This window comes from Hymenobacter duratus (genome assembly GCF_014698995.1).
GTDB classification, from domain to species: Bacteria; Bacteroidota; Bacteroidia; order Cytophagales; family Hymenobacteraceae; genus Hymenobacter; species Hymenobacter duratus.
In genome coordinates, this window is the sequence record NZ_JACWZZ010000001.1 from 1,655,338 (window position 1) to 1,680,774 (window position 25,437).

General features: G+C 56.4%; 13 protein-coding genes. 7 read left to right on the forward strand and 6 right to left on the reverse strand.

Going from position 1 to position 25,437, the window contains the following annotated elements:
- The first annotated feature begins 99 nt into the window (after window positions 1–99).
- Window positions 100–597: a DUF6702 family protein gene (locus tag IC231_RS06915; RefSeq protein WP_190783762.1), complete on the forward strand. Its 498-nt coding sequence runs from the start codon at window positions 100–102 to the stop codon at window positions 595–597.
- A gap of 86 nt (window positions 598–683) precedes the next feature.
- On the opposite strand, the gene IC231_RS06920 is transcribed toward IC231_RS06915, so the two are convergent.
- Window positions 684–2,696: an OmpA family protein gene (locus tag IC231_RS06920; RefSeq protein ID WP_190783763.1), complete on the reverse strand. Its 2,013-nt coding sequence runs from the start codon at window positions 2,694–2,696 to the stop codon at window positions 684–686.
- Window positions 2,697–3,011: 315 nt separating this feature from the next.
- Between IC231_RS06920 and lon the strand changes: the two genes are divergently transcribed.
- The 4 genes from lon (at window position 3,012) to IC231_RS06940 (ending at window position 9,269) form a co-directional block, all read left to right on the forward strand.
- The gene (gene lon, locus IC231_RS06925) at window positions 3,012–5,471 is read left to right on the forward strand and encodes an endopeptidase La (RefSeq protein ID WP_190784004.1); all 2,460 of its coding nucleotides are present in this window, start codon (window positions 3,012–3,014) and stop codon (window positions 5,469–5,471) included.
- Window positions 5,472–5,748: 277 nt separating this feature from the next.
- Window positions 5,749–6,819, forward strand: coding sequence for a type IX secretion system protein PorQ (porQ, locus tag IC231_RS06930; RefSeq protein WP_190783764.1), 1,071 nt, complete (start codon window positions 5,749–5,751; stop codon window positions 6,817–6,819).
- A 171-nt stretch (window positions 6,820–6,990) separates the two neighbouring features.
- Window positions 6,991–8,397 (forward strand): ATP-dependent protease ATPase subunit HslU, encoded by a 1,407-nt coding sequence (hslU, locus tag IC231_RS06935; protein ID WP_190783765.1) that lies wholly within the window; start codon window positions 6,991–6,993, stop codon window positions 8,395–8,397.
- A 137-nt stretch (window positions 8,398–8,534) separates the two neighbouring features.
- Window positions 8,535–9,269 carry an SDR family NAD(P)-dependent oxidoreductase gene (locus IC231_RS06940; RefSeq protein WP_190783766.1) on the forward strand — a complete coding sequence of 245 codons (735 nt, stop codon included), beginning with the start codon at window positions 8,535–8,537 and terminating at the stop codon, window positions 9,267–9,269.
- A 53-nt stretch (window positions 9,270–9,322) separates the two neighbouring features.
- Here IC231_RS06940 and IC231_RS06945 read toward each other — a convergent pair whose 3' ends face one another.
- The 4 genes from IC231_RS06945 to IC231_RS06960 all read right to left on the reverse strand — a co-directional run bounded on the left by IC231_RS06945 (window position 9,323) and on the right by IC231_RS06960 (window position 19,259).
- Entirely contained in the window at window positions 9,323–10,987 is a 1,665-nt protein-coding gene (locus IC231_RS06945; protein ID WP_190783767.1) for a RagB/SusD family nutrient uptake outer membrane protein, read from the reverse strand.
- 21 nt (window positions 10,988–11,008) lie between these two features.
- Window positions 11,009–14,122: a SusC/RagA family TonB-linked outer membrane protein gene (locus IC231_RS06950; protein ID WP_190783768.1), complete on the reverse strand. Its 3,114-nt coding sequence runs from the start codon at window positions 14,120–14,122 to the stop codon at window positions 11,009–11,011.
- Window positions 14,123–14,527: 405 nt separating this feature from the next.
- Window positions 14,528–15,913: a SusD/RagB family nutrient-binding outer membrane lipoprotein gene (locus tag IC231_RS06955; protein WP_190783769.1), complete on the reverse strand. Its 1,386-nt coding sequence runs from the start codon at window positions 15,911–15,913 to the stop codon at window positions 14,528–14,530.
- A 28-nt stretch (window positions 15,914–15,941) separates the two neighbouring features.
- Window positions 15,942–19,259 (reverse strand): SusC/RagA family TonB-linked outer membrane protein, encoded by a 3,318-nt coding sequence (locus IC231_RS06960; RefSeq protein ID WP_190783770.1) that lies wholly within the window; start codon window positions 19,257–19,259, stop codon window positions 15,942–15,944.
- A 281-nt stretch (window positions 19,260–19,540) separates the two neighbouring features.
- Here IC231_RS06960 and IC231_RS06965 point away from each other — a divergent pair, with 281 nt between their 5' ends.
- Together IC231_RS06965 and IC231_RS06970 are read left to right on the forward strand one after the other, a co-directional pair.
- On the forward strand, window positions 19,541–22,756 hold the full coding sequence (locus IC231_RS06965; protein WP_190783771.1) for a SusC/RagA family TonB-linked outer membrane protein: 3,216 nt from the start codon (window positions 19,541–19,543) through the stop codon (window positions 22,754–22,756).
- 6 nt (window positions 22,757–22,762) lie between these two features.
- The gene (locus IC231_RS06970; RefSeq protein WP_190783772.1) at window positions 22,763–24,241 is read left to right on the forward strand and encodes a SusD/RagB family nutrient-binding outer membrane lipoprotein; all 1,479 of its coding nucleotides are present in this window, start codon (window positions 22,763–22,765) and stop codon (window positions 24,239–24,241) included.
- 99 nt (window positions 24,242–24,340) lie between these two features.
- Here the strand turns inward: IC231_RS06970 and prfB are convergent.
- Window positions 24,341–25,418, reverse strand: a protein-coding gene (prfB, locus tag IC231_RS06975) for a peptide chain release factor 2 (protein WP_190783773.1) whose coding sequence is annotated in 2 segments (ribosomal slippage) — window positions 24,341–25,357 and window positions 25,359–25,418 — 1,077 coding nt in all. Because the reading frame shifts where the segments join, the coding sequence is not laid out codon by codon here.
- Window positions 25,419–25,437: the final 19 nt, after the last annotated feature.

Sequence of the window (25,437 nt, forward strand, 5' to 3'; positions counted from 1 at the left end):
GAATGCTCGCTTACCAGTAGTCTGCCGGGCTGCTGCCTCGTTCTGCTGCCTGCGGCACGATTGTAGTACCAGCCGGGCGCTTTCCTTACGCATTGCCTTATGTTTCGCAAGACGCTTCTGCTTTCCTTTCTGCTGCTGGCCTCGCTACTGGCCTGGGCGCATGCCTACCACGCCAGCATCATGGATGTGTGCTACAATCCCGCCAAACAGCAGCTGGAAGTAGCGCTGAAGGTATTCACTGATGACTTTGAAAAGGCGCTGTCGGTGGGGCAGCCTACTGCCATCAGCCTCGACCAGTCGCCGAAGCCGCTCGTGACGCAGCTGACGACGGCCTTGCTGCGCCGCTCCCTGGCGTTCAGCACCAAGCCCGGCGAAACACTGCCGCTGCAGTTTCTGGGAATGCAGAAGGAGCGCGACGCGTATTGGCTCTATTGCACCCTGAAAGTGGCGCGGCCCATCACGGGTTTCTCGTTGCGCAACGCATTGCTCCTCGACGTTTTTCCGGACCAGATGAACATCGTGAATGTGGAAGCCGGTGGCAAAAAGCAAAGCCAACTCTTCCGCGACGGCGAGGAAACACAGAAGCTGAGCTGGTAGCCGCGCCTAATGACTTGAAAACAACAAGCGCCTGCTACCATAAGTAGCAGGCGCTTGTTGCATAGTTGCCACATCCAACTAGCTGCTTATTTCCAGTCGGCGCCGCCGCTGCCAGCGTCTTTTTTGTCATCATCGGGCTTGATGAGGCGGAACTCTACGCGGCGGTTGGTTTTGGCGTCTTCCGGTGTCACTTCCTCTTTCAGCGGCTTGGTAGAGCCATAGCCAAAACTCTCGATGCGGTTGGGTTTAAGTTTGCCCTTGATTTCGATGTACTTGCGGATAGCCTCGGCCCGGTCCTGCGAAAGCCGCTCGTTGAAGTCCGGGTCGCCCTTGGAATCGGTGTGGCCCGTGATGCTGAGCCGGAACGTCGGGTGGTCGACCATGAACAGCGCAATCCGGTCCAGAATGGGGTGCATGGTGGTCCGGATAGTGGACTTGTCCTGGTCGAATTCGATATTCTGAAAGATCAGCGGCAGGCCGTAGTCAATGGAGTTGGTCATCAGCTTCATCACCGTGTCGCCCTGCAGCGCAAACTTCTTTTCCACGCTGAAAAAGTCCGGGCTCTGGATAATCATAACGTAGTGTGAGCCGTCAATCAAATCGAAGTCGAATGAGCCGTCGGGCCGCAGGTACTTGGCCGCTACTTCAATACCATTATCGGTATCGACAATCGTGACAATGCCGCCCAACGGCTTCTGGCTCACCGAGTCTACGAGCGTGCCCTCGACGTGGGTAGTGGCCAGGGGCTGGGCTTCCATGGGCAGCGGGAAGGAGTAGAGGTCCAGGTTTTTCATGTCCTTTTCCTCAGAGCGCGCATAATACAGGTCCTTCGACTCCGAATCGATGGTGAAATAGTATTCTGAGCCTTTGCCATTCACCAGCGGCCCGATGTTCTTGGCTTCCTGCCAGCGGCCCTGCACGCGGTAGGTTTTGTAGATGTCGAAGTCGCCGTAGTTGAGCAGCTGCCCGCGCGACGAGAAGTACAGTACGTTGTAGAGCGGGTGGAAAAAGGGGCTTACCTCACTTTCCCGGGTGTTTACCACCGGCCCCATATTCTCGGCTTTGGCCCACTGCCCGTTTTTGCCGCGGTACGTGTACCAGATGTCCGACAAGCCGAAGCCGCCGAGCCGGTCGGAAGCGAAGTAGAGCGTGTCTTCGTTGCGCGACAGGGTCGGTTGTGAGTCCCAGGCCGAGGAGTTGACCTGCGTACCCAGGCTCTTGGGCACCGACCATTGCCCATCCTTGAACGTGGATGTGAACAGGTCGCAGTTGCCGTGGCAGCTCGGGCACTCGCAGCGGGCGAAATAGATGGTTTTGCCGTCGCGCGTGAAGCAGGCCGAACCTTCGTTGTAGGGCGAGTTGATGGGTTTGGGCAGCGGCTCGGCGTCGGTCCACAGGTCGCCGTCCTTGCGCGACACGTACAGGTCCTCGTCCACCACCTGCTTGATGCCGCCGCGCACTTTGCGCTTCGACGAGAACAGCAGCATGCTGGCATCAGGGTTTAGCGTCGGGCCATAATCCTCGGCCGGCGAGTTGATGGCGTCGCCCATGGTAGTCAGCACGCCTTTGGGCGGCCGGAAAGCCACTATATTTTTCCGGTACTCCACCAGCTCGTAATACACCTTGAGCGGCACGTAGAGGTCGGCGGTTTTCTGCTCCAGCGAGTCATAGTACAGCTGAATTTTCTTGACGTCCTGGCGGTGGTGCTTAAGGGCGAGGCGGTAGTAGGCCTTGGCGCGGTCTTCGTTGCCGGCTTTTTCCCACAGCTGAGCCAGGCGCCACAGCATCTGGGTGTTCTTGTAGAAATTCTCGATGCCGAACTTGCCTACGTAGGCATCCAGCAGCACCCGGGCCTGGTTCCAGTTTTTGCGTTTTTCGGCCTTCTGAATAGCTTTCAACTCCTTCTTGTTCTGATAGAAGGCTACGCGGTTGATGTTCGGAAATTCCGGGGTTGCATCGGGGCGCAGGCGCAGCTGGCGCACCGAGCGGGTAGTAAGCTTGCGTTGGCGAAGGGGCGCGCCGGGCTTCTGCTGGGCCCAAAGCGCCACCGGCAACAACACCAGCAGCAGCAGCAACAACGAACGTAATGAGGAAAGCATAGCGCAATAGAACACCGAAGCCGGCCGGGAGCGGCACGGGACGTCAAAAATAGGAATTTTCAGGTATACCCGTGCATGGCCGGTAGTCTGCCGGAGTGGCCGGCCGTGTGCCGCCCTGGCCGGCTTCGGCGGCCCAAGCCAGCCGGTGAGCGAGGTGGCACGGCGCTTGTCAAACACGTATCTTCGGAAGTGTGCCCGGTTGCGGGCCGGGCTCTTGGCCGCAAGTCTGTCATTCTGGCACCGACTTCCGCTTTTTCGCCCTGCTTCCCGTATATGCCTTCTATCCCTGCTGCCTTTTCTTCGCCCTTCCTGCTGATGACCGACGACTCTGCCGAAGTAGTATCCATCGTAGCCACCGACCCCGACCAGCCCCTCGACCCCAAAGATGCGCCCGAAACGCTGCCGCTACTGCCGGTGCGCAACACGGTGCTGTTTCCGGGCGTGGTGCTGCCCGTCACGGTTACGCGCAAGAAGAGCATCCGGCTGGTGCGCAAGGCCTACCGCGGCAACAAGATTGTGGGCGTAGTAGCGCAGAAAAACAACCAGCACGACGACCCCACCCTCGCCGACCTGTACCAGGTGGGCACGATGGCCAAGATCCTGAAGCTGCTGGTGCTGCCCGATGGCAACACCACCATCATCATTCAGGGCCAGTCGCGCTTCCAGATTGAGCAGGAGCTGCAAAGCTCACCCTACCTCACGGCCCGCGTGAGCTACGCCCCGGAGGTGTTTCCCAACAAGAATTCCAAGGAAACCAAGGCGCTGGTAGCCTCGCTGAAGGATGCGGCAGTGAAAATGCTCAAGCTGAACCCCGAGATTCCGCAGGAAGCCCAGGTAGCTCTCGACAACATCGAGTCGCCGTCGTTCCTGACGCATTTCCTCAGCTCCAACATCAACGTGGAAGTAGGGCAGAAGCAGAAGCTGCTCGAAATCAACGACGGCGTGGAGCGCGGCACCATGCTGCTGGAGCTGATGCTGAAGGAAATTCAGCACCTGGAAATCAAGCACGAAATCCACACCAAGGTTCATACCGACATCGACCAGCAGCAGCGCGACTATTTCCTGCGCCAGCAGATCAAGGTGCTGCAGGACGAGCTGGGCGGCGGCGACAGTTCGGACCAGGACATTGATACGTTCCGGCAGCGGGCCAAGCAGAAACAGTGGCCGGAGGCGGTAGCCAAGCATTTTGCCAAAGAGCTGGACAAGCTGGGCCGCGTAAATCCGCAGGCCGCCGAGTATCCGCTCAGCGTGAACTACGTGGAGTTTCTGCTGGATCTGCCGTGGGCCGAGTACACGAAGGACAATTTCAACCTGAAGCGCACCCGCAAAATCCTCGACCAGGACCATTACGGGATGGAAAAGGTGAAGGAGCGCATCATCGAGTACTTGGCCGTGCTCAAGCTGAAGCAGGACCTGAAAGCCCCTATTCTGTGCCTTTATGGGCCTCCCGGCGTGGGCAAAACCAGCCTCGGCCGCTCCATTGCGAAGGCGCTGGGCCGCAAATACGTACGCATGAGCCTCGGCGGTGTGCGCGACGAAGCCGAAATTCGGGGGCACCGCAAAACCTACGTGGGCGCCATGCCCGGCCGCATCATTGCTCAGATCAAGAAAGCCGGTGCCTCGAACCCGGTCATCGTGCTCGACGAAATCGACAAGCTGGCCTCCGACTTCCGCGGCGACCCCAGCTCGGCGCTGCTGGAAGTGCTGGACCCCGAGCAGAATTCCACCTTTACCGACAACTACCTGGAGGTGGAGTACGACCTCTCGAAGGTGCTCTTTATTGCCACAGCCAACTCGCTGGACACCATTCAGCCCGCCCTTCGCGACCGGATGGAAATCATCGACCTGACGGGTTACACGCTGGAAGAGAAAACCCAGATTGCCAAAAAGCACCTCTGGCCCAAACTGCTCACCGACCACGGCCTCAGCCTCAAGGATGTGACCATCACCACGCCCGCCCTGCAGCGCGTGATTGACGACTACACCCGGGAAAGTGGCGTGCGCAGCCTGGAGCGCAAGCTGGGTGGCGTGGTGCGCAATATTGCCAAGAGCAAGGCTATGAAGGAGGAATACCCCGCCGCGCTGGAGCCGAAGGACATTACGCGCATCCTCGGGGCCGCCATCTTCGACCGGGACCAGTATCAGGATAATGAAACAGCCGGCGTAGTCACGGGCCTGGCCTGGACCAGCGTGGGCGGCGACATCCTGTTTATCGAAAGCCTGCTGAGCCGGGGCCGGGGCAAGCTCACGCTGTCGGGCCAGCTCGGCGACGTGATGAAAGAATCGGCCATTACGGCCCTGAGCTACCTGCGCAGCCGCGCCGACGAGCTGGACATCGACTACCGCCTCTTCGACCAGTACGACCTGCACATTCACTTCCCCGAGGGCGCCGTGCCTAAAGACGGCCCCAGCGCCGGTATTGCCATCTTCACCAGCATTGCGTCGGTGTTTACGCAGCGCAAAATCCGCAGCCACCTGGCCATGACCGGCGAAATCACGCTACGGGGCAAGGTGCTGCCGGTGGGCGGAATTAAGGAAAAGATTCTGGCCGCCAAGCGCGCCGGCATTAAGGATGTGATTCTGTGCCAGAAAAACCGCAAGGACATTGAGGAAATCCAGCCGGAATACATCAAGGACCTCACTATTCATTACGCCGACCGGGTGGATGACGTACTGCGTGTAGCCTTGCTCGATGAGAAAGTGGCGCACCCCATGAAGCTGGTGGTGCGTGATGAAGCGCCCCTGGCCCCCGTGCCCAGCGTGGAAGTGCAGTAGGGCCTGCCACCGGTGGCAGCCGACTCAGGTAGCGCCCGAGCCCATCCGCCACCGGTGGCAGCCCGGTTCGGGTGAGCCTATGGCCTGCCGCCACCGGTGGCGGGTCGGTTCGGGAGTTCCTCCAGTGTATGGGCACCGGTGGCGGTAGGCTTCCGGCTTTCCCTGAAGACACCGGCACCGGTGGCAGTGTATGCAGGGAAAGCCGGGGCACAATAAAATGTGGCTCCCGGCGTCTTATGCCCGCAACTACCTGCCAAACGCCGTATCTTAGTCCCCTATGCTTCGACTGCTACCCTGCCGTGCTAGTGCGGCCTTATCCGTTGCCCTGAGTCTGGGAGTGGCCTCATCGGCGGTTGCCCAGATTGGCGGCCAGCAGACGTTTTCGTTTCTGAACCTGCCGCCGGGTGCACGAGCGGCCGGGCTGGGGGGCGTCAACGTATCGGCCCGCGATTCTGACCCGACCATGATGCTCAGCAACCCCGCGCTGCTGAACGCCGAAATGGACGGCCGCCTTGCCCTCACGTTCGTCGATTACCTGGCCGACATCAAGCAGAGCACGGCCGCCTACGCTTTCAAACCCAAGCAGGAGGACGCCAAGAACCGCCTGGGTTTCTCCCTGACTTACCTCAACTACGGCGAGTTCGACCAGTACGACGCGGCCCAGAACCTGCTGGGTAAGTTTTCGGTGAACGAGTACGCGGCCGGCCCTACCTACACCTACGTGCAGGGCCCGTTCACGCTGGGCGGTACGGTCAAGCTGGCCGTTTCGGGCATCAGCGGCAACCATTCGGTGGGCGTGCTGGCCGATGTGGGGGCTTTGTTCAAGCATCCGGAGCAGGACTTTACGGTGGGGTTGGCCGTGAAAAACGCCGGGTACCAGCTCAAGCCCTACGCCGGGGCCGGCCGGGAGCCCATGCCGCTGGACGTGCAGCTTGGGGCCACCATCAAGCCCGAGCACATGCCGCTGCGCTTCTCTATCACGGCGCACCACCTGCAGCAGCTCGACATCGTGTACCTCGACCCCAACCAGCGCGGCCAGCTGGACGAGAACGGGGTGCCCATTGTTAAGAAGAAGACCCTCGGCGACAAGATTGCACGGCATTTTGCGGTGGGAGGTGAGCTGCTGCTGGGTCAGAATCTGAACGTGCGCCTGGGCTACAACCATCTGCAGCGCCGTGAGCTGCGCCTCGACAATACGGCCGGCGGCGCGGGTATTTCCTTCGGGGTAATGCTGCGCATCAGTCAGTTTCAGCTCGATTACACGCGCGCCGGTATCCATGCCAGCGGCAGCGCCAACTACTTTACCGTAGCGCGCAACCTCAACACGCTCTTTGTAAAAAAACAGTAAGGTGGGTTGGTGGAGTGGTGGAGTGGGCTGTCATCCTGAGTGTAGCGAAGGACCTTTTCACGTTGAACCAATTCGTTCTGATGGGATAAGGTCCTTCGCTACACTCAGGATGACAGCCCACCCCGCTACCACCCCGACACTCCACCACCCTGCTACTCCACCACCTCCTGTATGCTCGATTCCAAAACGTTTCTCACCCCGGCCCAGATTGTGGCCGAACTCGATAAGTACATCATTGGCCAGCACGATGCCAAGCGTCACGTGGCCATTGCGCTGCGCAACCGCTGGCGCCGCCTGCACGCCCCGCTGGATATGCAGCGCGAAATAGTGCCCAACAACATCCTGATGATTGGCTCGACGGGTGTAGGCAAAACCGAAATTGCCCGCCGCCTCGCCGCCATTGCCGATGCCCCGTTCACGAAAGTAGAGGCCTCCAAATTCACGGAAGTAGGCTACGTGGGCCGCGATGTGGAAAGCATGGTGCGCGACCTGGTGGAGCAGTCTGTGAACCAGGTGAAGCAGCGCCGCAAGGAGGAAGTGAAGAACCAAGCCGCGCAGGCCGTGGAAGACCTGATTCTGGATGCCCTGATTCCGCCCGTGAGTGGAGGCGGCCTGAAACCCACGGCCGGCTTCAGCACCACTATCGACAGCAGTGCCATGCCCGACTCCGACTACGAGTTGAATGAGCGCACGCGCGACAAGTTCCGGGAGAAGATCCGCAGCGGTGAGCTAGATGACCGCAAAATTGAGATAAAAGTGCAGCAGGGCGCGCCAAGCATGGGCATTGTTGGGGGCGCCCCCGGCATGGATGAAGCCTCCATGGCGGGCCTGCAGGACATGCTGGGCTCGATGCTGCCCAAGAAGACGCGCAAGCGCAAAGTCACGATTGCCGAGGCCCGCAAGATTCTGCTTGATGAAGAAGCCGCCAAGCTCATCGACATGGATGAGGTGAAGGACGAAGCCATTCGCAACGCCGAAAACGCCGGCATCATCTTCATCGACGAAATCGACAAGGTGGCCAGCCGCAGCGGCAAGGGCGGCAGCGGCCCCGACGTGAGCCGGGAAGGCGTGCAGCGCGACCTGCTGCCCATAGTGGAAGGCTCTGCCGTGAGCACCAAGTACGGCATCATCAACACCGACCACATTCTGTTCATTGCCGCCGGCGCCTTCCACGTCGCCAAGCCCTCCGACCTGATTCCGGAGTTGCAGGGCCGCTTCCCGATTCGGGTGGAACTACAGAGCCTCACCAAGGACGACTTTTTCCGCATTCTGAAAGACCCTAAGAATGCCCTCACCAAGCAATACGAGGCCCTGCTGCAAGCCGAGGACGTGGCACTCAGCTTCGACGACGCGGCCTTGGAGCGGCTGGCCGAAATTGCGTTTGAGGTGAATTCGGAGGTAGAAAACATCGGGGCGCGCCGCCTGCACACGGTCATGAGCCGCCTGCTGAACGACATCCTGTTCGATGTGCCGGATCTAATTGGGCCCAACGCCCGGATTCTTATTACGCGGGAGCTGGTAGATGAGCGGCTGAAAAGCATGATCCGCAACCCGGACCTGAGCCAGTACATTCTCTGAGCATCCGGAGCTGTTAGAAGGACTCCATGCCGTCTGATTTCTGCTACCCCATCAAAAAAGAAGCGGCCGTCAGGCCGCTTCTTTTTGCTTCAGGCCGTATTTGCTTTCAACGCCTTCTTTCATCCACTGCCTTTGCAATGCATTACTACATCATCACGGGAGCCAGCCGCGGGCTGGGGAAAGCCCTGGCCGAAGGCCTGCTCCGGCAACCCGGCACCAGCGTCCTAGGCGTGTCGCGGCATGCCACCATCGAGCACGAGCGGTACCAGCACCAGCCCCTCGACCTCTCGGACATGCTGGCGGTGCAGAACAATCTGTTCAAAGTGTTTCCGGCCCGCCCTGATGCTGCCAGCCTCACGCTCATCAACAATGCCGGCGTGCTGGGCGAAATCGGGTATGTGGGCGCGCTGCCGAACGAGCATTTCGAGTTCGTCTTTGATGTGAATGTCATTGCGCCCGCCATGCTCATGAACACCTTTCTGAGCGCCTACGGTAGCCAGTCGGACATTCCGCGCACTATCCTCAACATCAGCAGCGGTGCCGCCCAGCGCCCCATTGATGGGTGGGCAGCCTATTGCGCCTCTAAAGCCGCTCTTAATGCCCTTTCGGCCACGGCCCAGAAGGAGCAGGAGTTGCGCGGCAGCGGCATCCGAATCCGTAGCCTCGCGCCCGGGGTGCTGGATACCGGAATGCAGGAGCATATTCGCAGCGCCAACCCTGAGGATTTCAGCGATGCGCAGCGTTTTGCTAATCTCAAACAGGAAGGGCATTTGGTAGAGCCGGACCAGGCCGCCGAGCGAATAATATCCTGGCTTCAGAAGCCGGCAGCAGCCGGCGAGCAGACAGTTCTTCGTATCACGGATATAGCATAAAAAAAGAACCCCGGCCAATTTGGCCGGGGTTCTTTTTTTATGGTACTCTACGACTAGTAGCCAGGGTTCTGCTGAGCTGCCAGTGTTGGGTTGTTCGCAATTTCGATGGCCGGAATAGGCCACAGGAAGAACGTGCTGTTATAAGGAACTGCCGAAACAGAAGGTGTAGCAAGTGTCGCACCGTTGTTGCAGGCATAACGAGCAAGCGTTACCTGACCCGAAACCTGGCCGTTGAACTTGGCAGGAATACCACCTGGGCCAAACGTTGCGTCAGGCGACAGGCGTGAAATATCACCCCAACGTTTGCCTTCCCCAACAAACTCAATCCGACGCTCATTCAGAATAGCGCGAATCAGGGCGGGGCCGGTCAAGGAACCTGCCGCATACTGGTCAGCAGCAGTGGTCACCGAACGGTTGCGCACCGCATTAAGCAACCGAAGAGCGAAGGCATCATCGTTGCCGGCGCGAGCAACAGCTTCAGCCTGGTTCAGCAACACTTCAGCGTAGCGAATGATGGGAGCAAAGTCGGAGCTGGTCGTAGCGTCAGTATACTTACGCAGTACATAAGCCGGACGAACACCATCCTGCTGCATCATAGCAGTGCGGCGAAGGTCGCCGCACGTGAAGAACGGTGCATTGTACAGGTTCGGGCTCACCGCCAGCAGTGCACGGCCGTTGATACCGCCGTTTGCCGGGGTGGCCGAAGAGCCATATACGTTGGCAAGGGCACCGTTTACACCGGCGTTGTCGTCCGAGCGATTCTCAACTGAGAATACGGTTTCAGCCGTAGCGGCTGCACCACCTGGGAAAGCAGCCCGCTGGGTTGCTGCCAGTGCGTAGCTTCCAATAGGGCTGGTGAAAGGAGCAGAAGTGCCGGAGATAAGCTTGGTGCCTTCTGCAGCAGCAGCAGCCCAGTTAGCCTGATGCAAACGCAGGCGCTGCTTCAGCGCAATAGCGGCACCTTTTGTTGCCCGGGTAGCAGAAGCGGCAGCTGCACCCGTGATTGTGCGGGTAGCAGGCAGGTTGCTTTCAGCAAAGTCCAGGTCGGCCAGCATCTTCGTGTAGTCATCGGCTACTGTGCCCCGGTCCTGCGAACGGCCCGTATTAACACCAGCAATGGTATTAGCTGGGACGTCGCGGTAAGGAACACCGGCTTTTGAGCCATTGCCGTCCGTGTAAGGACGCGAGAAGTGGATAACCAGTTCGTGGTGAGCCAAGGCCCGCAGGAAGCGCAACTCGCCTTCATACACCTGAGCAACTTCGGCCGTGATGATACCTGCTGCTGCCGCTTGGCGTACGCCATCAATCGTCACGTTTGCCTTGTTGACTACCGCATAGCAGGTAGACCACATGTTCACGAGGTTCGGGCTGGAAGGCGTAATCTGGTTGGTAAAAACAAGGCTGAAGAAGCCTGCCATGTCCGATACGTCTTCACCACGTGCATCATCAAGCGCATTGGCGGCAGCCCCGAAAGGATAGCCACGTACGGCCAGTGCACCACCCGTCAGTGGATCGTAGAAGCCCGACTGAGCAGCGTCGTATACGCCGGCTACAGCCAGCGCAATACGGGCCGGATCAGTGAAAACGGCTGCTTCGGATAACTGGTTCTGCGGTTGCAGGTCGGTAACCTCGCAGGCGCCCAGCCCTAAGGTTGAAAGGAAAGCCAACGCCAGTACGTTCCGGCGGCTATGTGTGAAAATTGTCGAAAGATTTTTCATCGTTGCAGTAAAGACAAAGGATTAGAAGGCAACGTTCAGACCACCCGTGAACACCCGCTGCTGTGGATTGCTGTTGAAATCCACGCCAGCTTGACGGTTGCTGGTGAAGTTGGTATTCACTTCAGGATCTACTCCTTTGTAATCCGTGATGGTAGCTATGTTCTGGGCCTGTACGAAGATGCGTACCCGGCTCAGGTTGATTGGCGTTACGAAGCGAGTTGGGATGGTGTAGCCCAGCGTAATGTTCTGCAGACGGATAAAGCCTCCGTCTTCTACAAAGCGGGTAGAAGCGTTGTTATCCTGGTTTACGAAAGCACTGGTGCCGGACGCAATGCGTGGCGTCTGACCATCACCTGGATTCTCCTGCGACTGCCAGCGGTTCAGAATTTCGGTGCTGTTGTTCAGGAAGTCCGTGCGCAGCAGCTGCTGACGCGTCACGTTCATAATCTTGTTGCCGTAGTTGTAGCGCAGGAACACATCCAGGTCGAAGCCCATGAAGGTTACCGTGTTACCAAAACCGCCGAATACTTTCGGGTTGGTCTGGCCCAGAATCTTTTTATCGGCTACGGTCAGCGTTCTTTCGTTTGCTGCTGCAAAAGCGGCACCTGGGTTAGCTGGGTCGTAGGCGTAGTAGCGGCCAGCGAAGGCACCGGATGAGTTGGTGCTGGCCTGAACCAATGAGCCATCTGCTTTGGTGTAAATCGGGCTACCGTTTGCCGAGTTAACACCTACAAAGTCAAACCCAAAGATAGAGCCGATAGACTCCCCTACGCGGGTGATGTTGTACGTATCGATAATGTCCTCATTGTTGTTAAGGGCAGTAATCTCGTTTTTATTGGTCGAAAGGTTGAAGCTCGACGACCAGGTGAAGTTCTCCTTGCGGATGTTCTCCGTCGTCAGTGTAAACTCGAAACCTTTGTTGTACAGCGAGCCAATGTTGGCGTTGTAGCTGTTGTTGGGCACACCCAGCGACAACGGCGTACGCACGGCCAGAATCAGGTCGTCAACGTCGTTGCGGTAGTAGTCCGCATTCAGGTTGATACGACCACCGAAGAAGCCCAAGTCAACACCAAAGTCGGTTTTCTTGGAAGTTTCCCACTTTAGCTGATCATTGCCGAAACGTCCGTAGGCAATACCAGCCTGCGAAGCGTACTGAGCAGGAGAGTAGGCACCAACGTAAGGGAAGTTTCCGATATCCACGTTACCTACCCGCGCGTACGAAGCCCGGATTTTGAAATCCGTCCAGGTCGAAGCCAGTCCTAGGCCTTTGAAGAAGGATTCCTCCGAGATACGCCAGCCGACCGAGCCACCTGGGAAGGTACCGCGGCGGTTCGCCTCTGGCAGAGAAGACAGAGCATCCGAACGCAGCGTGGCACTCAGCAGGTACCGGTCTTTGAACGAATAGTTCAGACGACCGAAGTAGGACTGCAGGCCATTTTCCACGTAGTCACCACCGATAGTAGGCGTAGCGAGCGTAGAAGTGATGATACCGTTCTGACCGAGAGTCAGGTCGGAAATACCCGTGCCCTGTGCGTTGTAGAACGAAAAGGCAGTTTTCTGGTATTCCGTACCAACTACAGCGTTTATTTTATGGTCAGTGCCGATTACGTTGCTATAGTTAGCCGTGTTAACCCAGTTCCAGCGGATGCTGGGGCCGAACAGCTGATACACCGAACCGTTAACGCCACGACCGTCACCCTGGCGCGGATCCAGAAACTGGAAGTCGTCCTGAAGCTGGGTATCAGTGCTGAGCGTAGTGCGCAGGCGCAGGTTCTTCACCGGCTCCACCTCCAGATAACCACTGCCCAAGACGCGGTAGCTGATGGAGCGGTAAATGTTATTCTCCAGCGGGAAAATAATGTTCGGGTAGTTGAAGGCAATACCCGCCGTGTTGTTGCCCTGGCCGATGATACCGGCAGCATTCACATACGGAGAGCCATCAGCGTTACGCGCTGGCACGTTCGGGAACAGCGCCAGAGCACCGGCGATGTTGCTCGACAGACCATTGGTGCTGGTGTTCAGGCCAAACGTACGGGTGCGGGTCAGACCCATGGTCATACCCACTCGCAGCCATTTCTTTACTTCGGTGTCGATGTTCGAGCGGAAGCTGAAGCGCTGAAGCGAGTTGCTTCTGATAGCACCCGTCTGGTCGGTGTAGCCGCCCGAGAAGTAGTAGTTGGTTTTGCCGGTAGCGCCCGAAACCGACGCAATGTGGTTTTGCTGGAAGCCGGTCCGGAAAATTTCGTCCTGCCAATCAGTGCTCACCCGATTGCCACTGGCGTCCGTAAACGGAGCCGCCAGCGTGCCGGTACCACCAGCATTACGGTCTTTCTCGTTGCTGATCGTAATAAAATCATCTGCGCCAAGTACGTCGTAACGCTTCAGCGTCTGAGCAACACCTACGTACGTATCGTACGTGACATTGGCTTTGCCCTCACGACCACGCTTGGTAGTGATGAGGATTACGCCGTTGGCTGCGCGCGAACCGTAAATAGCCGTTGCCGAACCGTCTTTCAGCACTTCGTACGACTCGATATCAGCTGGGTTGACGTCAGCCAAGGGGTTCGAGCCGTTTGCAAAAGCGCTGGTATTGCCAGTGAAAACCGGCTGACCATCAATTACAATCAGTGGGTAAGAGCCCGAGGAAATCGAGTTCGTACCACGAATCTGAATGCGGGGCTGCTGGCCCAGCAAAGCGGAAGGCGTCTGTACGTTTACACCAGCCGAGCGGCCAGCCAACTGTTGGGCGAAGCTGGGAGTAGCCAGGTTGGCAATAGCCTCACCCTTAACGGTTGTAATAGCGCCCGTCAGGTCGCGGCGCTCCTGCGTGCCGTAGCCAGTCACTACTACTTCACTCAGCTGCTTGGTGTCGGGAGCAAGCGCAATGCTCAGCTCATTTTCAGTACCGATAGGACGCTCCAGGCTGATATAGCCAACGGAACTGAATACCAGCGTGCCGCCGGTTGCCGGCGCATTGCTGAGTGTGTAAGTGCCGTCCGAATTAGTGGAAATACCATTCGTAGTGCCTTTCACCAGTACCGTAACGCCCGGCAAACCTTCGCCAGTCTGACGGTCTGTTATCCGGCCGGAGATAGTCCGGGTTTGGGCTGATACCTCCTGCAGAGCGGAAGCCATGAGCAAAGAGCCCAAGAGTATTGTTTTTTGCATGTAGGTGAGTGAAAAAAATGAAAAGAGACGAAAGAGCTGCATCTCAGACGCCCAACTAATGCAACAGTCATCAGTAAGAGGGTATCTAAAAGCCGAATTTACAACAGCAACAGCAATTATCGTAAAAAATAGAATACTATTTGAAAGGAATATTTTATGCGTTTTTTTCAGTAAACGGTTAAAGTCTTTAATGGAAATTTAATACTATCGCAGTTTTCTGATCAATTTGTCATATCGGCTTTTTGGAATGCAAATTGATGCGTATTCCGTACTATTAAAACTAGCCATTTTTTAATATTGCTTTAATGGCAATGGCTAAAAAAAGCTCTGGCTGTCTCAGCCAGAGCTTTTTCTGAAGCCAGTATAGTGGGACTATAGCTGGTTAACTTCCGTTTTCGCGAACAATTCAGGAATCGGGCGTGGAATACTGGTATTCGTGTTCACCTCCGACTGCGAATACAGGAAACGCTGGGGGAGCGTGCTGCCAGTACCTTTATTAGGAAGCCCAATAAGGTTATTCGTGCGACGCGCGTCATTGTAGGGCTCTACTTGCCCGATGAACGTTACGTAGCGCTCCGTCAGAATCTCCCGTATCATATTGGCCTGAGTTCCGCCACCTGGTATATCCGCCAGCGTGTAGTCGTCGTAGCGGCCACCAAAACCGGAATACTTAACTGCCAGAGCAGCACGGTGGTTGTTCAGCGCGGTCAGCGCATTGTTCAGGTCGCCGGCACGGGCGTACGTTTCGGCCAGAATCAGCTGCGTTTCCGAATAGGTAATGAGCGGAAAGTCTTCTGATGGGTCTGAAAAACCGGAGTTGGGCAGCAACTCATAGTTATCAGGCTGAGTGGATGAAAACGACGGCGTGAAGAAGTAGCCGAAGCGGCCTGACTCATCCGTCTTGGCATTGTTACGGTTGTTGGCCTGAGCGGAACGCGCCGGATCCAGCAGCCGCGCGGCATACGAGCCGTAGCCGGTCAGGTAACTCACCCGTTCGGAATTGAACTGGTAATAGAAGTTCTCTGCTCCATCAGATTCCTTATGTGGAACGAGCATGTCGTTCGATGTGGAACTGATGCCCAACAGGGCTGCCTGGCGAGCCAGATCGTACTGTTTGGTATGCAGGTAGTAGCGGGCCTTCAGCGTGTTGGCTGCTTCCACCCATTTCGTGGGGTTGCCTTGGTAGTACAGGTCGCGCGGAGCGCCACCGGAGCCGTTTACGTTGGCTATGCCCGCGTCAAGCTGCTGTTGCAGGTCGCTGTAGATCTGAGACTGTGGATCGTACGCGGGGTTGGGGAAGTTCAGCCGGTCGCCTACCTGGCGGAAAGGAATGTCGCCAAACAGGCTGGTTGCGGTGCCCATCGTGTGCGCCTCCAGAATCTGGAAGATACCGGCCAGACGCTGGTTCTTTTCTTCCAGCGCACGGGCGGCCGCAATGCGGCTTTGCGTTGCCACGTCAATGTATATCGTCGACCAAACGTTGTCGAAGTTACCAGCCGTTACCTCGTAACGGTTGATGCTGATGTATTGCTGGTTGGAGCCCGTGAACTGAGCAGTCCACATGCCGGAGATACGGGCTGCTTCGCCCTCATGAATCAAGCCATCGGCCAGCTCTACGCCCTGGAGCATATTCTGAGCATCAGCCGAAGCCGGAGCGTTGGGGTTGACATCCAGTCCGTCCACGAAATCCTGGCAGGAGCCTAACGACAGGCCCAGGCCCAGCAAGAGGAGGGAAGTATATTTAAAAGGCTTTTTCATAAAGCAGAGTGCTCGAAACTAGCAATGATTAATAAGTGAGACGCAGGCTGACGAGGAAGGAGCGCGTGCCGGGGTTGTTGAAATACTCCAAGCCACGCCCGGCGCTCTGGCCCGTCAGGTTGGTTTCGGGGTCCACACCTTTAAACTCTTTCGTCCACAGAACCAGGTTACGACCGGTGAGAGTAACCTCCAGGTTGCTGAGCTTGGTCAGATTGCGGAAGCCTTCCGAGTTCAGGTTGTAGCCCAGCGTCAGCTCGCGCAGACGCATCCAGGTAGCATCCTGAATGAACTGATCGGATGCGTTGCCGAAGCCACCACCAATACCCCGGTACCAGGCCTCGTTCAGGGCAACCGGACCAGCACCGAAGTTGCCTACCGTACCACGGAAAGTAACCGAGCCATCTGGGTTGGTGCTGGCGGAGTTAGCATAGAACGAAGCGGCGGTGTTGCCGCTTGGGTACACGCGGGTGTTGCGGGCTTCTTCAGCCGAAAGAGTAGTTTCTACATCCGTGAACTTCGATACGCCGAAGTTGCGCAGGATGGCTTCGGTACCAGCCCAGATGTCGCCGCCTTGCTGACGCTCTACCAGCGCGTACAAGCGCAGGCCTTTGTAGCTAAGCGTTGTGTTGATGCCTGAACGCCAGTCTGGGTTTGGGTCACCGATAACACCTTCCGTGGCAGCAGCCTGCGGGAAGCCATTGGCCCCGAGGCGCAGGTTGCCAGAATCATCGCGGTCAAACTTGCCACCCCACAGGGCACTGAATGGGTAGTCTTTTACCACGCGAGCCGAAGTGCCAACAAAACCAGCCAGGAAGATGGACTCTGCCCCGGCCACATCCAGCACCTTGTTGCGGTTGCGGGTCCAGTTGCCACCTACGTTCCAGGTGAAGTCACCCAGTTTCAGAACGTCGGCGCTCAGATCCACTTCTACGCCTTTGTTCTCAATCTTGGCCGCATTAGCCCATTCGTTGGTGTAGCCCGTTGAGGCAGGCGTAGGACGCGTTACGATAAGGTCAGAATTGACGTTGTAATAGTAGGTAGCTCCCAGCGTAATGCGGTCCTGCAGAAAACGCAGGTCGATGCCACCTTCCACTTCGTCTTTGCGCTCAGGCTTCAGCTGCGAGTTGCCGCGTACAGAGCTACGGCCAAACGAGCCATTATAAGAGGCCGGATTAGCAATTACACCGTAGCTGTCGCCGCTGGATGCAGAACCGTAAATGTCACGTACCACATAAATAGGCGGCTCCAGACCCACCCGGCCGTAGGCCGCGCGCAGCTTACCAAAGCTCAGAATGCGGTTTTCGTTCAGTATTGGCAGCTTGGAGAACTGCCACGCCAGATCGACGGAAGGGTAGAAGAACAGGCTGCGCGTGTCAGGACCGAAAGTGGAAGAGTTTTCCAGACGGCCGCTGGCGTTCAGGAACAACTGCTCGTTATACACCAGGTTCATGGTGCCGTACGCCGCCGAGTTGCGGCGCTTCGACTCATAGTCGAAAGCCTGCGTGTTCTCGAAGGACGCGTTGCCAAAGAAGCTCAGGTCGCGTACGTCCAGAATGAAACGGCCATAGGTAGCGCCGTAGTTGTATTCTGTGCGCTGGTTGAAGTTGGTGCCAACCAGCAGCGTACCGCTCAGCTTTTCGCTGAATGAGTGGGTAGCACGGGCAAAAACGTCGGTGTTGAGCTGCGTTTCGGTGTAGTTTTCTTCCGAAGCGGAACCCAGGCCATCGTTTTCAGCCGAGTTGATGGGGTACAGGTCGCGACGGATTTCCGAATAGAAGTCGGCGCCGAAACGTGCCGTGAAGCTCAGCCAGGGCAAAGGATCAAGGCCAATTTCCGTTGAACCGATAAAGCGGTCTACCACGTTCGGGTTTTTCTGCTGCTGAATCGTCCACAGGGCATTGTTGTAGCCTGGGTTTGGCAGCTGGCCGATTTGGTTGCGGTATGCACGCTGACGGTTGATTCCGACGTCGCCATTCGCGCCGAAATAGGTGCCGATGTAGTCCGTCTGGTCGAAGTCGGGCGAGGTGCGGAGCAGACCCAGATATAGACCCGAAGTATTCGAGCCCTGCTGAATCCGGTTGGACGACACGCGGCTGTATGTAGACGTACCAGCCAGACGCACGATTTTGTTGAAGCGCTTCTCCGCGTTGATGCGGGCGGTAGAGCGGCGGTAGTCGGAGTTGTAGCGAATGATACCTTTCTGATTGAGGTCGGAGAGGCTCACAAAAATGTTGCTTTCCCGGTTGCCGGCGCTCAGGCTCAAGTTGTTTTCCAGGAAGCTACCCGTATTGAAAACCTGGTCGAAGTTCTGCTGCAGGAAGGTTTCCCGGCTGTTCTTCTGGGTGATAGGGTAATAGGTCTTGCCGTTGTTGGCCACGAAATATCCCCCGTTCATGTTCACGCCATCAGCAGCACCGCTACGGTTGGCAATGATATCGCCCCAGGTATAGCCCGGATCAACGGAGCCTACGTTGGTTGTAGTGGCTACGCCGTTGTTGCCCTGGCCGTACTTCTCCTGCAAGTCGTGCTTGTAGGAAATCCGGTCCATAGAGTACGTAACACCATAGGTTACGCTAAGCTTGCCAGCATCCGTGTTGCCTCGCTTGGTAGTAATAACCATTACCCCGTTGGAAGCGCGCGAACCCCACAGCGCTGCCGCTGCAGCACCCTTCAGAATTTGTACTGAAGCAATATCGTTGGGGTTGATATCATTCAGGCGGGACTGCTGGGCTACGCCGGCAGTGGTAGTACCCTGTGAGCCCACCCCCGACGAAGTGTTGAACATCGGAACGCCATCAATTACAATCAGAGGCTGCGTTTCACCATTAATGGTGTTCTGGCCACGAATCTGAATGTAGGCACCTGCGCCGGGGTCACCGTTGGAGCGCGTGATGGATACCCCCGACGACTTACCCGACAAGCCGGTAATCACGCTGGTTTCTCCCGACTGAGCTACCGCCGCCCCCGTCACGCGGGAGGTGGATGTGCCCAGCTCGTCTTTGTTCTCTTTCAGGCCCAGCGCTGAAACTACTACCTCGCTGAGTTGCTTGGCATCGGTTTCCAGCCCCGCATTGATGACGGTGCCATTGATGGTTTTCTCAACGGTAGTGTAGCCTACAAAGCTGAAAGATAGGGTGTTGACAGAGGCTGGTACATCAAGCGTGTAGCCGCCATCAGCATTGGTAGAAGTGCCGATGGTAGTACCCTTGGCGAGTACCGTCACGCCCGGCAGGCCCTGGCCATTTGTCCGGTCTGTGACTTTGCCGGAAATGGTTCTGTTCTGTGCCACTGCCTGCTGCACTACAGCCGTAAGCGCCAGAGGGGCCAGCAGTAAAAGTTTATTCATGTGGTGAAAAAATAGGTGAGTAGAAAAACCGGGCGGAAAATACTGAAAATTGCGTGAAGCAGGACAATTATAGAGCCCGTGAGGGTAAAAACAACTGAAAATCAGAGAGCAAAGGGCAAGGCGTGATAGGTTAGACGCATAATCCCAGATATTTTTTCATTATATTAAGGGTGCTCGATATTGAAAATCTGGTAGCGAAAGACCCTTTTTAAGAGTTTTTTCGCTAGGTTTGGCACTAACGTTTTCCGTTCACTCAATTTTCACTCACCAAACACAGCTACATGAGAAAGATTCTCTTGAGTGCGCTTTTGGCCTCGCCTATCCTGGTGCAGCAGGTGGCGGCGCAAAACCGCGAGATTACGGGACGAGTTACCGACTCGTCCAATGGTCAGGGACTACCTGGGGTTACCGTGCTGGTTAAAGGCACGTCCGTAGGGGCATCCACAAACGCTGATGGATCTTTTTCCCTAAGCGTGCCGTCCTCGGCCTCGACCCTGGTATTCAGCTTCATTGGCTACCGCACTACCGAGCAGCCCATCGGCAGCTCAAACTCGATCAATGTTGCCCTGGCCGTTGACTCCAAGCAACTGAGCGAAGTAGTAGTTACTGCCCTGGGGCAGGAGCGTACTCGCAACTCGCTGCCCTTCGCTGCCACCCAGGTGGAAGGAGAGCAGATTACGGTTGCACGTAACCCTAACTTCATCAACGGTCTGTCGGGTAAAGTAGCCGGCTTGAACGTACGCCAGAGCAATACGCTGGGCGGTTCGAGCAACGTGGTTATCCGGGGCACGAAGTCTATCACGGGTAACAACCAGGCACTGTTCGTTGTGGATGGTGTGCCGATCAGCAACGCCAACACCAACACCACCGGCCAGCAGACTGGCGGCGGTGGCTATGACTATGGTAACGCGGCTGCTGACGTTAACCCCGATGACATTGCGTCGATGACGGTGCTGAAAGGTGCTGCCGCAACGGCACTTTATGGTGCGCGTGCGTCGAACGGCGTAATTCTTATCACCACCAAGAAGGGCCGCAAAGGCTTAGGTGTTACGATCAATGCTGGTGTTACCGGCGGCAAAATCGACAAGAGCACCTTCATCAAGTATCAGAAGGAGTACGGCGCTGGCTACGGCCCTTACTTCGAGGAAGAAGATATCAACGGCGATGGTGTTCTGGACAACGTGGCGCAGCTTAGCGCTGACGCTTCCAACGGCCCGCGCTTTGATCCAAACCTGCAGGTTTACCAATGGAACTCATTTGTTCCAGGCACTGCCGGCTTCGGCAAAGCTAATCCTTGGGTAGCAGCTGAAAACGACCCTTCTACCTTCTTCAAAACGGCTGTTACGCTGAACAACAGCATCAACGTGGACGGTGGTAATGATAATGGCTACTTCAAGCTGGGCTATAACAGTGTTCGGGACAAAGGTGTCCTGGAAAACAGCCAGGTAAACAAGAACATTGTCAACTTCGCCGGCTCGCTGAACCTCACACCCCGCCTGACGGCCAGCGCTGCAGTTAACTTCTCGCAGGTATCGGGCAAAGGCCGCTACGGTACCGGCTACAGCGGTGCTACCAGCGAAAACCTGATGACGAACTTCCGCCAGTGGTGGCAGACGAACGTTGACCTGAAGGAGCAAGAGCAGGCGTACAACTTCCAGAATCAGAACGCAAGCTGGAATATCAAGAGCCCTACCAACTTTGCCGCTGAGTACTGGAACAACCCTTACTTCTCCCGTGCGAAGAGCTTCGAAACTGACTCGCGCTACCGTACATTCGGTAACGTTGCCGCTACCTACAAAATCACGGATTGGTTCAACGTATTGGGTCGGGTGACGCTCGATACCTACGATGAACTGCAGGAGGAGCGCTACGCATTCAGCTCGGTTGGTGTGCCAAGCTACGGCCGCTTCAACCGTAACGGTCGTGAAGCCAACTTTGACCTCATTGGTAACTTCTCGGCCAACATCACCAGCGACCTGAACTTCAAAGGTCTGTTGGGTGCCAACATGCGCCGGGAGAACTCCACGTCCGTACGTGCAGTGACCAACGGTGGTCTGGTAATTCCGGAGCTGTACACGCTGTCGAACAGCGTATCGACTCTGACACCGCCTACCGAAACGGAAATCCGCCGTGCTGTAGATGGTGTATTCGCCAGTGCTACGTTCGGCTACCGCGACATGGTATTCCTGGACCTGACTGCCAGAAGAGACAAATCTTCCACGCTGCCTGAGGCAAACAATACGTTCTTCTACCCTTCGGCGGCCGTAGGCTTTGTGTTCTCAGAGCTGGTGAAAGAAACGGCGCCTTGGCTGTCGTATGGTAAGGTTCGGGGTAACTACGCTGAAGTTGGAGCTGATGCTCCCGTGTACAGCGTAAATGACTCGTACGATAAGCCAACGGCTTTCGGATCGGTAGCTCTGTTCTCCGTTCCAAGCACCAAAAACAACCCGGATCTGGTGCCTGAGCGCACGAAGAGCGTAGAGGCCGGCCTGGAAATGGCTTTCCTGCAGACGCGTCTCGGTTTCGAGGCAACCGTTTACCAGTCGAACACGATCAACCAGATTATTCCGGTTAACGTTTCCACCGGTTCCGGCTATAGCTTCCGCTACGTAAACTCCGGTGATGTTCGCAACCGCGGCCTTGAGCTTTCCGGTTTCGTTTCGCCCGTTAGAAACGACAACGTAACCTGGACGATCAACGCCAACTGGACGAAAAACAAGAACGAAGTTCTGTCCCTGTATGAGGGCACGGACAACATCGTAATTGCTAACTATCAGGGCGGCGTGAGCAGCAATGCTACGGTTGGGAAACCTTTCGGCAGCATTCGGGGTACTAACTTCGTGTATCTCAACGGCCAGAAGGTAGTAGGCGAAGACGGCTACTACGTGAAGAGCGCTACTGCGAACGAAGAAATTGCCAATCCTAACCCAGACTGGACGGCTGGTATCTCCAACACGGTGTCGTACAAAGGCTTGTCGATGTACTTCTTGGTTGATATCCGCAACGGCGGTCAGATCTTCTCGCTCGACCGTTCGTACGGTTTGGATACGGGTCTGAGCCCGGAAACCGCTGGTCTCAACGACCTCGGCAATCCTTCCCGCAACAGCCTCGATGATGGTGGTGGAGTTATTTTCCCCGGTGTGCAGGCCGATGGCTCTGTGAACACCGTACGTGCTGACAACAGCACGGAAGATGGTTCGACGGCTTATGGTTTCGTGCATAATCCCGCTGCTGCCTTCGTATACGACGCCAGCTTCGTGAAACTGCGTGAAGTATCGCTGACTTATTCGTTCCCCAAATCTTTGGTGTCGAAAGTAGGTGGTGTGAAAGGTGTTGATTTCTCCATTGTAGGTCGTAACCTGTGGATCATCAGCAAAAACCTCCCCTACGCTGACCCAGAGGATGCTGTTAGCTCGGGCAACTTTGGCCAAGGCTATTCGACGGGTTCTTACCCTGCTGTTCGCACCCTCGGTGCCAATCTTCGTTTCAGCTTCTAATCAATCATGAAAAATCTACTTATTGCGGGTGCGTCCGCATTAATGCTGACAACCGCTTGCGTGGGCTCGCTGGATGACGACTATAACGTCGATCCGAAAAGCCCCAGAACTGCGCTTGCTTCCGGCTTTATCGCCAATGCCGAGCGTAACCTGGTTCGTACGATCGTCAGCACGAACGTAAACATTAACCCCTTCCGCTTCTACGTGCAGTATTGGGCTGCTACCGACTATCCTACGGAAAGCCGGTACGACCTCAATACCCGTAGCATTCCGGCTAACTTCTGGAACCCTTTGTACCGGGACGTCATCCGTGATTTGCGCGAAGCCAAAAGCACTATTGCTGCTGACATCAACCTGAGCGCGACTGCCAAGGCCAACCAAACGGCTGTTGCGGAAGTACTGGAAATCTATACCTGGACTGTCCTGGTAGAGACGTTCGGCAACATTCCCTACAGCCAGGCTCTTGACTTCGCTAACTCACGTCCTAAGTACGACGATCAGGCCGCTATCTACGCGGATCTGGTTACCCGTCTGGATGCTGCTATCAATAAGTTTGATGCAAGTACCTCAGCCACTGGCTTGGGAGCAAACGACCTGATCAACGGTGGCAGCACTGCTTCGTGGATCAAGTTTGCCAACTCGATGAAGCTCCGCATGGCGCTGACGCTGGCAGATGTTGACCCGGCTAAAGCCAAAACAATGGCTGAGGCAACGGTTGGTAAAGTGTTGGCTTCGAATGCCGACGTTATCGACCTGACCTTCAACGGTACTTTCCCCAACACTAACCCGCTTTACGAAGACTTGGTTAGAAGCCAGCGTACGGACTTTGCCGGCACAAGCTTCTTTGTCAACCGTCTGAAGGGCACGGATGGTCCGGTAGTGGGTGGCGTTGTTGACCCACGTCTGAACGACTATTTCAACCCGGCTACGTCTACTGCTTTACCACCTAACACCTTCGCTGGCGGCACTTACGGGTCCACCAACAGCAAGAGCACCAACTCACTCCCCGGAAATAAGTTGCGTGTTCAGACGCTGCCCGGTGTGCTGATGTCGTATGCTCAGGTTGAGTTCATGATTGCGGAAGCAATTGCTCGTGGCTACAGTGGCTTCACTGGCACGGCTGCTTCGCACTACGATGCTGCAGTAACTGCTTCTATCCTGGAGTGGGGTGGTACGGCGGCTGAAGCTACCGCTTACCTGGCCCAGCCAGGTGTAGCCTACGCTACGGCTCCCGGCGACTACAAGCAGAAAATTGGTTATCAGAAGTGGATTGCGCTGTACAACCAGCCTACCGAAGCCTGGAAAGAGTGGAGAAGACTCGACACTCCGACCCTGACTGCTCCGGCTAATGCCATTTCGGTTATCCCGGTTCGCCTGCTGTATCCCGTTGTTGAGCAAAACATCAACGGTGCTAACTACAGCGAAGCGGCTGCCGCAATTGGTGGTGACGTTGTAGGCACGAAACTGTTCTGGGACAAGTTCTAGTATCCCGGTACTGTAAGCAAAAAGAGAGGCTGTCGATATCGACAGCCTCTCTTTTTGCTTTAAGGATATTTGCCTAACCCCGAACCCGTCGGAAGGCCACTAATTCTGCATCAGGTACCCCTTGATATACTCGTCCAGGTCACCGTCCAGTACGTTCTGCACATCGGTGCGCTCTATACCGGTCCGCAGGTCTTTGATGAGCTTGTAGGGGTGAAGAACGTAGTTGCGTATCTGAGAGCCGAAGTCGATGCGCTTTTTGCCGGCTTCCACTACGTCGCGGGCAGCATTGCGCTTATCCATCTCAATTTGGTAGAGGCGCGACTTGAGCATCCGGAGTGCGTGCTCCTTGTTCATGAGCTGGCTTCGCTCGATTTGCACGGCAATGACAATACCGGACGGGGCGTGCGTGAGTCGAACGGCCGTTTCCACCTTGTTTACGTTCTGCCCACCGGCTCCACCAGCCCGAAAGGTGTCCCAACTGATGTCCGCTGGGTTTATTTCGATTTTGATGGTGTCATCAATGACTGGGTAAGCAAACACGGAAGCGAAAGAAGTGTGGCGGCGGCCGCTGCTGTCAAAAGGAGACATGCGGACAAGCCGGTGCACCCCGATTTCACTTTTGAGGTAGCCATAGGCGAACTGGCCGTCAATCTCCAGAGAAGCCGACTTGATGCCAGCACCTTCGCCGGGCTGGTAGCTCACTTGGCGGACGCTGAAACCATGCTTCTCACCCCACATGATGTACATGCGCATGAGCATTTCGGCCCAGTCCTGGCTTTCGGTGCCGCCAGCGCCGGGGTTTATTTCGACAATGGCGGAAAGCTGGTCTTCCTCATCAGAAAGCATACGCTTGAACTCAAGCTGCTCGACTGCCTGCTGCGCAGTGTTGAACTCCTGCTCCATTTCGGCTTCAGTGGCTTCCCCTTCGCGGTAGAAATCGAACAACACTTCGACGTTGCTGACGGCTTGCTCAACGGCCTCATAGTCGTCGGTCCAGACCTTCACGGTCTTGATTTCCCGGAGTACAGTCTCAGCCTTCTTGGAGTCATCCCAGAAGTCGGGAGCAGTAGTTTGTGCTTCGGTGGCTACTACCTGGGCTTTGCGGTTATCGTAGTCAAAGATACCTCCTCAGGGCCTCTGCGCGGCCCTTCAATTCCTTCACCTGGTCGTGGGTCATTAGGAAAGGTTAATGGGTG